Annotated in this window: 9 protein-coding genes; 5 read left to right on the top strand and 4 right to left on the bottom strand. The window is 67.9% G+C overall.

Annotated elements, in window-relative coordinates:
• The first annotated feature begins 64 nt into the window (after positions 1–64).
• The gene (locus tag MSZK_RS30560; protein ID WP_099252265.1) at positions 65–649 is read left to right on the top strand and encodes a TetR/AcrR family transcriptional regulator; all 585 of its coding nucleotides are present in this window, start codon (positions 65–67) and stop codon (positions 647–649) included.
• Here MSZK_RS30560 and MSZK_RS30565 read toward each other — a convergent pair.
• A complete protein-coding gene (locus tag MSZK_RS30565) occupies positions 639–1,880 on the bottom strand; it encodes a threonine/serine exporter family protein (protein WP_158230662.1) in 1,242 nt (413 codons plus the stop codon). The genes MSZK_RS30560 and MSZK_RS30565 overlap by 11 nt on opposite strands.
• Positions 1,873–3,336: a class II fumarate hydratase gene (gene fumC, locus MSZK_RS30570; RefSeq protein WP_233211605.1), complete on the bottom strand. Its 1,464-nt coding sequence runs from the start codon at positions 3,334–3,336 to the stop codon at positions 1,873–1,875. The genes MSZK_RS30565 and fumC overlap by 8 nt, the downstream gene beginning before the upstream one ends.
• Positions 3,337–3,555: 219 nt before the next feature.
• On the opposite strand from fumC, the gene MSZK_RS30575 reads away from it, so the two are divergent.
• From MSZK_RS30575 to MSZK_RS30590, 4 genes are all read left to right on the top strand, one after another.
• Positions 3,556–5,046 (top strand): carotenoid oxygenase family protein, encoded by a 1,491-nt coding sequence (locus MSZK_RS30575; protein ID WP_099252268.1) that lies wholly within the window; start codon positions 3,556–3,558, stop codon positions 5,044–5,046.
• Positions 5,047–5,111: 65 nt separating this feature from the next.
• Positions 5,112–6,026 carry a helix-turn-helix domain-containing protein gene (locus MSZK_RS30580; RefSeq protein ID WP_099252293.1) on the top strand — a complete coding sequence of 305 codons (915 nt, stop codon included), beginning with the start codon at positions 5,112–5,114 and terminating at the stop codon, positions 6,024–6,026.
• 89 nt (positions 6,027–6,115) lie between these two features.
• Positions 6,116–8,149, top strand: a complete 2,034-nt coding sequence (locus MSZK_RS30585) for a toprim domain-containing protein (protein ID WP_099252269.1) — start codon at positions 6,116–6,118, stop codon at positions 8,147–8,149.
• A 16-nt stretch (positions 8,150–8,165) separates the two neighbouring features.
• Positions 8,166–10,304: a DNA gyrase subunit A gene (locus MSZK_RS30590; protein ID WP_099252270.1), complete on the top strand. Its 2,139-nt coding sequence runs from the start codon at positions 8,166–8,168 to the stop codon at positions 10,302–10,304.
• Here MSZK_RS30590 and MSZK_RS30595 read toward each other — a convergent pair.
• Together MSZK_RS30595 and MSZK_RS30600 are read right to left on the bottom strand one after the other, a co-directional pair.
• On the bottom strand, positions 10,301–11,233 hold the full coding sequence (locus MSZK_RS30595; RefSeq protein WP_099252271.1) for an alpha/beta fold hydrolase: 933 nt from the start codon (positions 11,231–11,233) through the stop codon (positions 10,301–10,303). The two genes, MSZK_RS30590 and MSZK_RS30595, sit on opposite strands and share 4 nt — an antisense overlap.
• A gap of 20 nt (positions 11,234–11,253) precedes the next feature.
• Positions 11,254–12,642: an oxygenase MpaB family protein gene (locus tag MSZK_RS30600; protein WP_099252272.1), complete on the bottom strand. Its 1,389-nt coding sequence runs from the start codon at positions 12,640–12,642 to the stop codon at positions 11,254–11,256.
• Positions 12,643–12,681 lie beyond the last annotated feature (39 nt).

Below are 12,681 nucleotides of genomic sequence, written 5' to 3' on the forward strand. Positions count from 1 at the left end.
ACTGAAATATCGCCGTCAGTACTCTTTGACAGTACTGTAGCTGGTCCTGCAGTACTCTTTTGCGGTGGCTCGTTCCCAGCCGACGGAGTTCGGCACACGGCGTCGCACCGCACTGTTCGACGCGCTGATCGCCTTGTTCCTGGCCGAGGGCTTCGCCCATCTGACCCTCGACGAGATCGCCGCCCGCCTGCGGTGCTCCAAATCGACGCTGTACACCCTGGCCGACAGCAAGGAGCAGCTGGTGCGCGCCGCAACCGTGCACTTCTTTCGCGGGGCCACCGACGCCGTCGAAGCCGAGGTACGCGACGTCGCGGGAGCACGGGCCCAGATCACCGCCTACCTCTCCGCAGTAGGCACCGCCCTGGATGCCGCCTCCGATCAGTTCATGGCCGACCTGGACGGATTCGCCCCCGCGCGCGAGGTCTACGAACGCAACACCCGAGTCGCCACCCGCCGGGTGCAGGAGATGATCGCCGCCGGGGTGGCCGCCGGCGAATTCCGGGACGTGCACGCGGCATTCGCCGCCGACCTGGTGACCACCATGATGGTGCGCATCCAGCAGCGCACGGTGCGAGCCGCCACCGGCCTGGACGACGCCAGCGCCTATCGCGAACTCGCCGCCATCCTCACCGCGGGAATCAGCCTCTGATTCGACGGGCCAGCAGCCAGTCCCGCAACCGACTCGGCACTGCCAGACCCACCGCCATCGCGATGACCGTCAGGCCGGCGACCGCACCGTTACTGACCGCATCGAGCAACACCTGCTCGGAGGGGTGGGCGGCGAGTTCGGTGACACCCGCGACCACCCGGAACACGAACATGCCCGGCACCAGGGCGACCACAGCGGCGAAACCGATTGCAGCGAAGGGTATCTGCTTCACATAGGCCACCGGAGTCAGAATCGCCCCGGTGAGCAGGCACGCCAGCAGCGCCGCCACCGGCAGGCTCGCGTGCCAGGCCGTCAGCGCCCACCAGTGCACCGCATGGGCGGTCATCCCGACCACGATCGGCCAGCCCACGAAGCGATACGGCATGGCGAAGAACACCGGATAGCAGGCGGCGGCGACACCCGCGGCGAGAACGTCGAACACCAACGGCACGTCGGCGGGCGGTGTGCTCAGCGGCAGCGCCTGGCCAGTGACCTGCAGACCGAGCACCAAGCCGACGGCGATGACCGCCAGCACAAGCAATCCGTACCCCAGCCGCGCGAGCGCCAACGACATCCGCCCGGCCAGCAGATCCATTGCGCCGATGAGGATCTGGGGCCCCGGTACCAAGACCATGGCCGGGCAGACCGCGATCAGGCCGATCGAGGCGGACAGCCCGACCTCGCCGGCGACGGCGCCGGCCACCCCGGCGAGCAGGGCAGCCACGAACGTCTGCAGCAGCGGATCCGCGCCGAAGCCGGCCAGCACACGGCGCAGCAGGCCGCCGAGCGCGGCGGCCGCCGCGATCACCGCAATGGCCCACCCGTCCACCGCCCCGAACACCACGGCCAGTGCCGCCGCGCCGGCCGCACACGCGGCGACGAAGGCGAGATTCGACGACGGCGGCAGCTGCCCGGCGGCGTCGAGCGCGCGCTCGATCTCGTCGCGCTGCAGGGGCCGATTCTCGGCGTTGTCCACCGCGCGCATCAGCGCGCTCACCCGACGCATGTTCACCGCGGCGGGACGCGCCTCGGCGACCAGCACGTCTCGCCCGTCCGAACGCGGGTCGTACACGGTGACCGAGGCCCAGCCGGGGATGACCACGGCCGGCTGACCGAGCCCGGTCGCGAGCCGCTGCACTGCGGTCGCCGTCATGCTGGTCGATTGCCCGTTGTTGTGCAGCAGCACCGCGGCGCGCAGGATCGTTGCCAGTGGCTCGCGGCCGTCAGGCACCGGCAACCCCGTGACCGATCATGTCGTGCGGGTCGACGATGGAATCGAATTGTTCGGCCGTCACCTTGCCGGAATCCAGCGCCGCCTGCCGCAAGGTGATGTCGCGGGCGACTGCGTCCTCGGCGATGTGCGCGGCGTTCTGGTAACCGATCACCGGACTGAGCGCGGTGACCAGCATTGCGCTGGTGTCGACATAGCGGGAGATCCGGTCGGTGTTCAACGTCGTTCCCTCGACCGAGAATTCACGGAACGTGGTGCAGCCGTCGGCCAGGATGCGGATGGAGTGCAGCACATTATCGATGATGACCGGGCGCATGGCGTTGAGCTCGAAATTGCCCTGCGAGCCGGCCAGCGCCACCGCGGTGTCGTTGCCCATAACCTGGATCGCGATCATCACCAGTGCCTCGCACTGGGTCGGATTGACCTTGCCCGGCATGATCGACGAGCCCGGCTCATTGGCCGGCAGGACGAGTTCGCCGAGCCCGCATCGCGGGCCCGAGGCCAGCCAGCGCATGTCGTTGGCGATCTTCATCAGCGCCACCGCCAGCCCGCGCACCGCGGCATGCGCGCGCACCATCGGATCCAGCGACCCCAGCGCGGCGAACTTGTTGGGTGCCGTCACGTACGGCTTGCCGGTGAGTTCGGCCAGCGTGGCGGCAACCTCGCTGCCGAAGCCGGCCGGAGCGTTGAGTCCGGTGCCGACGGCGGTTCCCCCGACAGCCAGCTCCAGCAGTCCTGCACGGGCCCGGCCGATGTCGTCCAGGCAGGCCTGCAGCTGCGCCGCCCATCCCGACCATTCCTGCCCGACACTGAGCGGCACGGCGTCCTCGAGGTGGGTGCGGCCGATCTTGACCACGTCCATCCACTGCGCGCTCTTGGCCGCGATCGCGTCATGCAGCGCGGTCACCGCGGGCAGCAGCCGATCGTCGATGGCGGTCAACGTGGCGATGTGCATCGCCGTGGGGAAGGTGTCGTTGCTGCTCTGCCCCATGTTGACGTGATCGTTGGGGCCGACCGGAAGCTGGCTGCCGAGCGTGCCGCCGACCAACTGGATCGCCCGGTTGGACAGCACCTCGTTGACGTTCATGTTGCTCTGGGTGCCCGATCCGGTCTGCCACACGAACAGGGGGAAGTGGTCGTCGAGCTTGCCGGCGATGGTTTCCTCGGCGGCCTGCACGATCACCCTGGCCCGCCACGGTTCCAGCCGGCCGGCCTTCTCGTTGACCAGCGCACAGGCCTTTTTCACCAGGCCGTAGGCGTGGTAGACCTCGATCGGCATGTGGTCGGTGCCGATCGAGAAGTGCTGTAGTGAGCGCTGGGTCTGGGCTCCCCAGTACCGGTCGGCAGGTACGTCGACGGTGCCGAGGCTGTCGAATTCGGCGCGGGTACCGGTGGCCTCGATCCCGATCGGGACGTCGGTGTAGGCCGGCTGCGGGCTCTGGTCGTGCTGGGTCACTTCGGTGTCCTGTCCGTGGATCGACGGTGTGGGCGCAGCGCGAACGCCGGAGGTCGCCTGCGCCGGTATCACCCTTTCGCTGTGTCGGCTGCCGAGTCCACTATCCATTCCCCATCCCGGTATCGGGAGAAACTATGGACATGATTCAGTTGACAGAGTGACTCTGCCAAAATTAGCTTGGGGTGGCACCGTCCCGCGGATCCGAGCTGGGGAGACATCATGAACTCCGAACTGTTGCAGACCTTCGCGTCCACGCTGCCGGCCGACGACGACCACCCCTATCGCACCGGTCCGTGGCGCCCGCAGCGCAACGAGTGGCGCGCCGACGACCTGACCGTGGTGGCGGGTCGGGTGCCCGAGGACCTGGACGGGGTGTATCTGCGGCTCACCGAGAACCCGCTGCACCCGGCCATCGCGCACTACCATCCCTTCGACGGCGACGGAATGCTCCACAGCATCGAGTTTTCCAACGGAAAAGCCAACTACCGCAATCGATTCGTCCGCACCGACGGGTTCCTGGCCGACAACGCGGCGGGCCGTTCGCTGTGGGCGGGTTTCATCGAGAACCCCACGGACGCGCTGCGCACCGACGGGTGGGGTGCGCGGACGCGGATGAAAGACGCGTCGAGCACCGACGTGATCGTCCATCGCGGTAAGGCACTGACCAGCTTCTTCATGTGCGGCGATCTCTACCAACTCGATCCCTACACCGTCGAGACCCTGGGCAAGGAGACCTGGAACGGCGCGTTCCCCGAGTGGGGCGTCTCGGCACATCCCAAGGTCGACCCGGTCACCGGTGAATTGCTGTTCTTCAGCTACAGCAAGCAGGCGCCCTACCTGCGCTACGGCACGGTCGACAAAGACGGCAACCTGCTGCACCTCACCGATGTGGAGCTGCCGGGACCCCGCATGCCCCACGACATGGCGTTCACCGAGAACTACGCCATCTTCAACGACTTTCCCCTGTTCTGGGATCCCGAACTGCTGCAACACGATCTGCATCTTCCGCGGTTCTTCCGGGATCTGCCGTCGCGCTTCGCGGTGGTGCCCAGGCGGGGTGACCAGTCGAAGATCATGTGGTTCGAGACCGACCCCACCTATGTCCTGCACTTCACCAATGCCTACGAAGACGGCGACGAGATCGTGCTGGACGGGTTCTTCCAGCACAACCCGTCACCGTCGACCAAGGGGGCACGGTCCCTGGAAGAAGCCGCCTTCCGCTGGCTCGCCCTCGACGGGTTCGAATCCCGGCTGCACCGTTGGCGTTTCAACCTTGTCACCGGCAAAGCCACCGAAGAGCAGCTCAGCGAGGGCTTCACCGAGTTCGGGATGATCAATCGCGACCTACAGACCCGCGACTACCGCTACGTCTACGCCGCCAGCGGAGAGCCGGGCAAGTTCCTGTTCAACGGCCTGGTCAAACACGACCTACAGACCGGCTCGGAAGAGCGGATCAGCTTCGGCGACGGGGTCTTCGCCAGTGAGACACCGATGGCGCCGCGGGTCGGCTCCACCGGTGAAGACGACGGTTACCTGGTCACGTTCACGATGGACATGAACGACGACGCCTCCTACTGCGTCGTGCTCGATGCCGCTCGTCCCGGCGACGGCCCGGTCTGCACCTTGCGTCTGCCCGAACGGATCTGCAGCGGAACGCATTCCACGTGGGTCGACGGTGCCGAACTCCGCAAGTGGCACCAGCCGCAGTGACCGTACCCGCGGCGCCCGGCTCGGCGTTCGACCTGCACCCCGGTGACACCAATGCCATCGGGCGGATGCTCGCGCTGCTGGGCGACGAGTGGACACTACTGATTGTCCGCGAATCACTCTTGGGGGCAACGAAATTCAGTGACTTTGCCCGGCTGCCGATTTCCAATGCCGTGCTCACCTCGCGCCTTGGATCCATGGTCCGGGACGGACTGCTGGACCGGCAGATCTACCAGCAGCAACCGCTGCGCGCGGGCTACCTGCCCACCGCCGAATGCCGGCAGCTGTGGCCGGTGCTGATCTCGATCTGGCAGTGGGAGCGCACCTGGGTGCACGACCGCAGCGACGAGTTGCCCCTGATGCGCCACCGAAGCTGCGGACAGGACTTCGCTCCGATCCTGCGATGTGAGCACTGCCACGCGCCGACCGACGCACTCGACATCGAGGCACGTTGGGGTCCCAGCGGCGGCTGGGCGCGGTCGGTACCCCAGGCGACCACCCGCAAGCGGCTGCGCACCGCCGACTCCGGAGCGCCCGGAATGTTCCCGCAGACCATGGCGATCTTCGGCAATCGCTGGTCGGCGGCGATCCTCGGGGCGGCTTTCCTGGGCACCCGGCGGTTCAGCGACTTCCAGGCCCGCCTCAAGGCACCGGCCGCCCTCGTCGCTGACCGCCTGAAACTCTTCTGCGACATCGGAATTCTGCAGGCCGCCGCCCACCCCCAGCGCGCCGACTGGTCGGAATACCACCTCACCCCCAAGGGGCTGGCGTTCTACCCCGTCGTGGCCACCGCGATCGATTGGGCGCACACCCATTACCGCGGCGCCGAAGGTCCCGCCCTGGTGTTGACCCACCGGGCGTGCCACCAGGCCTTCATTCCCCAGCTGGCCTGCGATCACTGCGGCCAGACATTGACGGGCAACGGTATTGAGGTCGTACCGCGCGGTGACACGGCGCCGCAGCACCGGGACGCGCCCGGCTGACCCCGCCTTGAGCTGCGGATACACCAGAAGGTCACACCGGCCGTTTACCATTCCACCGGCGCCTGCGCACCGGATGGAAAGGACGAGACGTGAGTTACACCGCCGCGGACATCACTGAGCTCGACGATGTCCAGCACACCCGACTGCGGCCGGCGGTCAACCTCGGTCTGGACGTCCTGAACACCGCCTTACGCGAGCTGATCGACAACGCGGTCGAAGAGGTGGCCGATCCCAGCCACGGCGGATCGACCGTCACGATCACCCTGCACGCCGACGGATCGGTCAGCGTCGCCGACGACGGCCGCGGCCTGCCCGTCGACACCGATCCGACGACCGGGAAGAACGGCATCGTCAAGACGCTGGGCACCGCCCGCGCCGGCGGCAAATTCTCCGCGCACACCGACGCCACCAGCACCGGGGCCGGCTTGAACGGAATCGGTGCCGCCGCAGCGGTCTTCATCTCCGCCCGCACCGACGTGACGGTCCGCCGGGCCGGCAAGACCTACCTGCAGAGCTTCGGGGCGGGCTACCCCGGCGTGTTCGAGGGCAAGGACTTCGACCCGAACGCGCCGTTCACCCGGTCCGACACGCAGAAGCTGCGCGGGGTCGGCAACCGCAAGCCCGACGCCCAAGGCACGGAAGTACGCATCCTGTTCGACCCCGCCGTCGTGCCGGATTCCACCGTCGACATCGGCGAGGTGCTGCTGCGCGCCCACGCCGCGGCGCGGATGTCGCCGGGCGTGCACCTCGTCGTCGTCGACGAAGGCTGGCCCGGCGAGCAGATTCCGGCGGCTTTGCTCGAGCCGTTCAGCGGTCCGTGGGGTACCGACACGCTGCTGGACCTGATGTGCACGGCGGCCGGCACCCCGACGCCGGCCGTGCGCGCGGTCGTGGAGGGTCGCGGCGAGTACACCACCGGCCGCGGCCCGACGCCCTTCCGCTGGTCGCTGACCGCGGGTCCGGCCGAGCCTGCGACGGTGGCCGCGTTCTGCAACACCGTGCGCACCCCCGGCGGCGGGTCGCACCTGACCGCCGCGGTGAAGGGGTTCTCCGAGGCGCTGGCCGACCGCGCCTCCCGCATTCGCGACCTCGGCCTGGCCAAGGGTGAAGAAGGCCCGGAGGCACAGGATTTCGCGGCGGTCACCGCGCTGGCGGTGGATACCCGCGCGCCCGACGTGTCGTGGGACTCCCAAGCCAAGACCGCGGTGTCGTCCCGGTCACTGAACGTCGCGATGGCACCGGACGTAGCCCGCAGCGTCACCGTCTGGGCGGCCAACCCGGCCAACGGCGACGCCGTGTCGCTCTGGACGAAGCTGGCGCTCGAATTCGCGCGGGCCCGCCGCAGCGCCGAGGGCGCCAAGGCACGATCGCGGGCAGCATCCAAGGCCAAGGGGCTCGGGACGAACCTGTCGCTGCCGCCAAAGCTGCTGCCCAGCAGGGAGACCGGCCGCGGGTCGGGCGCCGAACTGTTCCTCTGCGAGGGCGATTCGGCGCTGGGCACCATCAAGGCCGCACGCGATGCCACTTTCCAAGCCGCGTTTCCACTGAAAGGCAAGCCGCCCAACGTCTACGGGTTCGCGCTGAGCAAGGCCCGCGGCAAGGACGAGTTCGACTCGATCGAACGCATTCTGGGCTGCGGGGTGCGGGACAACTGCGACCCGGAGCAGTGCCGCTACGACCGGATCCTGTTCGCTTCCGACGCCGATCCCGATGGCGGCAACATCAACTCCAGCCTGATCTCGATGTTCCTGGACTTCTACCGCCCGCTGGTCGAAGCCGGGATGGTGTACGTGACGCTGCCGCCGCTGTTCGTGGTGAAGAACGGTGACGAGCGGATCTACTGCCAGGACGAATCCGAGCGCGACGCCGCGGTGGCCCAGCTGAAGGCGACCTCCAAGAAGCGGGTGGAAGTGCAGCGCAACAAGGGTCTCGGCGAGATGGATGCCGACGATTTCTGGAACACCGTGCTGGACCCGCAGCGGCGCACGGTGATTCGGGTCCATCCCGACGACAGTGACAAGAAACTGCACCACACGTTGTTCGGCGGACCGCCCGAGGGCCGGCGCACGTGGATGGCCGACATCGCCTCCCGTGTCGACACCTCGGCGCTGGACCTCGACTAGGACGTAGGAAAACACCGTGACCGCCACCTTGGATGTTCCCGAGCAGAATCCCGATCTGGTGCTCGAGCAGAGCGCCGACGACTACTGGAACCACTACCAGCTGACGTTCGCGCTCTACAGCGTGAGCGACCGCGCCATCCCGTCCGCGTTCGACGGCCTCAAGCCCGGCCAACGGCGTCTGCTCTACCAGATGCACGACTCGCGGCTGCTGCCCGGCAACAAGCCGCAGAAGTCCTCGAAGGTGTGCTCGGCGGTCACCGGCAATCTGCACCCCCACGGCGGTGCGTCGATGTACGGTGCCGCGGCGCTGATGGCCGCCGAGTTCCAGCGTGTGAAAGTCATTGACGGACAGGGTGCCTTCCCGCGCATCCAGGGCGATATCCCCGCCGCCGACCGGTATACCGAGATGCGGTTGTCGGCCCCCGGCGCGGCGCTGACCGCCGAACTCGACGACCACGCCGTGCCGATGGTCCCGACCTTCGACGGGGAATGGACCGAGCCGACGATGCTGCCTGCCCAGTGGCCGGTGCTGCTGTGCAACGGCGCGGTCGGCATCGCCGAGGGTTGGGCCACCAAGGTGCCCGCGCACAACCCCCGCGAGGTGATGGCCGCCTGCCGGGCGCTGCTGAAGACGCCGAACATGACCGACGACCGGCTGGTGAAACTGATCCCCGGCCCCGACTGGGGCTGCGGGGCCACCGTGGTCGGCACAGCGGGTCTGCGCGAGTACATCACCACCGGTCGGGGGGCGTTCACCGTGCGCGGCACGGTCAGCGTCGACGGCAAGAACTGCGTGATCACCGAGCTACCGCCCGGTGTCGCGAGCAACACTGTGCAGGAACGGATCCGGGCGCTCGTCGAGTCCGGCGAGATGTCCGGTGTCGCGGACATGTCGGACCTCACCGACCGACGCAACGGGCTACGCATCGTGGTGACCGCCAAGCGTGGCCACAGCGCCGAGCAGATCCGCGAACAGCTCCTCGCCCTGACCCCGCTGGAGTCGACCTTCGCCGCCAGCCTGGTCGCGCTCGACGAGAATCGGGTGCCACGCTGGTGGTCGGTGCGCGAGCTGATCGCGGCGTTCCTGTCGCTGCGTGACTCGGTGGTGCTGCACCGCAGCGAATACCGACTCGAGAAGGTCACCGCGCGCAGGCATCTGGTGGCCGGCCTGATGACGATCCACCTCGACATCGATGCCGCGGTCGCGGTGATCCGGGGTTCCGACACCGTCGACGAAGCGCGCACGGGCCTGCAGGAGCGGTTTTCGATCGACGCCGTGCAGGCCGATTACGTTCTGGCGCTGCAACTTCGCCGGCTGACCAAGCTCGACGTCATCGAGCTGCGCGCCGAAGCCGAGAAGCTGGACGCCGAGTTCGCGGAGTTGACCGAGCTGGTGTCCAATCCCGACGCGCGCCGGACGGTGATCGACGCTGAGCTCGTGGAGACCGCCAAGCTGTTCAAGGGCCCGGAGTTCGACCGCCGGACGTTGCTGGATGCCGAGGCCACCCCGGTGACGTCGGCCGCCGACGAGGACGGTGCGCGGGAACGCAAGGTCAACACCGCCTGGCGGCTGGACGATCGCGGGGTGTTCTCCGACAGTCACGGAGAGTTGCTCACCTCCGGTCTCGGCTGGGCGGTGTGGACCGACGGCCGGGTGAAATTCACCACCGGCAACGGTCTGCCCTTCAAGATCCGGGACATTCCGGTGGCGCCGGACATCACCGGGCTGGTGCGCTCCGGGGTGCTTCCACCCGGCTATCACCTGGCCCTGGTGACCCGGCGGGGCAAGGTTCTGCGGATCGATCCGGCCGTGGTGAACCCGCAGGGCGCCGCGGGCAACGGGGTCGCCGGGGTGAAGCTGGCCGGCGACGGTGACGAGGTGATCGCGGCGCTGCCGGTGTCCTGCGGCAACGGCGAGGCCATCTTGTCAGTGTCGGAAAAGAGTTGGAAGGTCACCGAAGTCGCCGACATCCCGGTCAAGGGCCGTGGCGGCGGCGGTGTCGGCTTCCATCCGTTCGTCAAGGGTGAGGACGCCCTGCTGGCGGCGTCGATCTCGGCGACCGGCTACGTGCGCGGCACCAGGGCCGTGCGGGCCGAGAATCGCGCGAAGGCGTCGATCAAGGGCTCGGGAAGCGACGTCACACCGGCCGGCTAGTCAGTGGGGTCACCGATGAACTCCACCCCGGCGGTGATGGCAGGGCGGTGCCGCAGGACCCGGTAGTGAGCCAGTCGGCCGAGGCCTCGCGTGGTCAGGAGCCGTGCGCCTTGCCACGATGCGGCCAGTCGGGCGGTGGCGGCATACGGGCTGTCGGGGTCGTCGGGGTCGTGGATGAGAAGCAGCGGAGGGTAGTCGGCTCGTCGGCCGACTCGGGTCATGTTGGTCTCGTGCAGCGGCATGGCAATGCGTTTTTCCAGACGGCGGTGTAGCCCGGCGCGAATACGGCGGCCGAAGCCATGACGTGCGGCGAACAGATCGAGATAGAGCGGAAAATCGGCCATCGGCGCGAAGAAGACCAGGCGTCCTACCGGTGCGCCCTGCGCTGCCGCCAATGCGGTCGCGTTCGCGCCCAGCGAGTGAGCGACCACCGCGTGGGCGGGCCCATGGGTCTCGATCACGGCTGCAATCGCGTCGGCGCACTCGGTGGCTGTGGTGCGCCCCGGAGCGAGCTCACCCGGATCGGATTCGTTGTGGCTGGGCAAGTCGAATGCGACGACCCGATAACCCGCCTCAACCAGCGGTTTGACGAACATCGCCAAATGCGGGCGCTGCCCGCCCCAACCGTGCACCAGGTAGATCGGCGGTCCCTGCCCCCATTCCTCACCGGCGACCCGATGTCCGTCCCACCACGCTTCGATCGGCCTGCCTGGCGGCACACCCGGCGGCATGCGCAGAGCTGACTCGAGAACCGGTGGGGTACACCATAATTCGACCGCCCACCGCGATCCCAACCAAGGCGCGAACCGCTCGAGCCACCAGAATCGCCGACGCACCCTGTCCTCGACCGGGGGGAGAATTCCCGAGCCAACGACGTCGAGCGGGGGGATCTCACCGTCCTGCGCCGGTTGAGGTGCACCGTCCGTCATGAACTTCGATGGTAGTACGGCTAGCCGGTGAAGCCCTCCCCCGTCGTCGACCGGTCGTGGTGGGTGTAGGTTGCCGGGATCTGCCGACCACGAGCGATCTTGTCCAGCATGGCAACTCGCTCGCGCGCGGCTGCGCCGCTCTTCTTCCGGCGCTCCCGGATCGGGTTCGACCAGGGCAGTCGGTCGGACACCATGGCGATGCCCACGTTGAGCCGGGTCAGATGTGCGAAGTACCGCGCCCGGCGCTCGAAGTTGTACCCGAGGGGTTCGAAGAGTGTGCCTGCCACCATGGCTTCGATCTGCTGGTATCCGTAGACCACGCCGGCCGGGGCCAGCGCGATACTCGCCGTGAGCTGGTTCACGTGCCGGGCCACCAGGGCGCGGACCCAACCGGGCAGGGCTTCGGTCAGGGTGGTCAGGTGCGCCGGTCCGGCGATGGCATCGACCAGCTCGGCACGCCACGGCGACGGGTTACCACCCCTGGCCAGAACATAATTCAGCGATTTGATCAGCTCAATGCCGTTGGCAGAGTGCAGCAGCACCGGTGCGCCCCACAGTCGCCCGGAGAACGACGAGTATTCGGCGAGGTCCTCGAGCTGGTCCGGTGTCAGCTTGCGGCCGAAGGCGTGGTCGACGAGCCGGCCGAGCAGCATGCCGCTGCCGAACCCCAGCAGCGACGTCACGGGAATCGGTTCGCCGAACTTGAGGTAGAGCTCGTCGCCCCACTTGCGCCGGAGTCCCCGGCTGGCCAGTGCGTGCATCAACCGAACCCGCACCACATCCTGGAACGCCGCCGACTGCCGGTCGAAGATGTCAGGAAGGGTGAATTCGGCGAACACCCGTGCGGTTTCGATGAACCGGCGCGGGCCGTCGTCGGCGAATCGGCCGGTGGCGCCGGTGGCCGCGGAGATGTCGCCGGTCATCGCGGTCTCGTAGAACGCCCACGAGCGAATGATCGTGGTGGCGGCCCAGGTGGCCGACATCGCCAGCATCCGGCCCCGCTCGGCGGAGGCCAGATCGAACTGTGCCGGTAGCGAATCGAGATGGTCGAAGAGATCGACGAACTCCTGCGGCGGATCCTCGAGCGTGTCGATGCCCTGGGTCAGCGCCTGCTCGAACAGGGCGCGGCCCCGCTCGTGGCCGAGGCGCTCGAAGGCTTCGACCGCGCCGATCATGTATTCGTCACGCTGCCAGAAATAGTCGTCGCGCAACCGGGTGAGGTCGCTGGGTTCGACCTCTTTGTCGATGTCGATCCAGCCGCCGAACATGAATTCGCGCATCTGGCGCCACTGGTCGGCGAAGTAGTCCCGCCCCGGCGGAATCGGCCGCAGCGGCCGGTCCGGATGGTCGCGGCGATTGAAGTCGACATCCTCGAGGAGGATGTCCGGACGCTCACCAGTCACCGTCATGAAGCGAACGCTATCGCGGGCGTGACTAACTGGCAACGA

Origin of the sequence: Mycobacterium sp. shizuoka-1 (genome assembly GCF_002723835.1) — a bacterium.
Lineage (GTDB): Bacteria > Actinomycetota > Actinomycetes > Mycobacteriales > Mycobacteriaceae > Mycobacterium.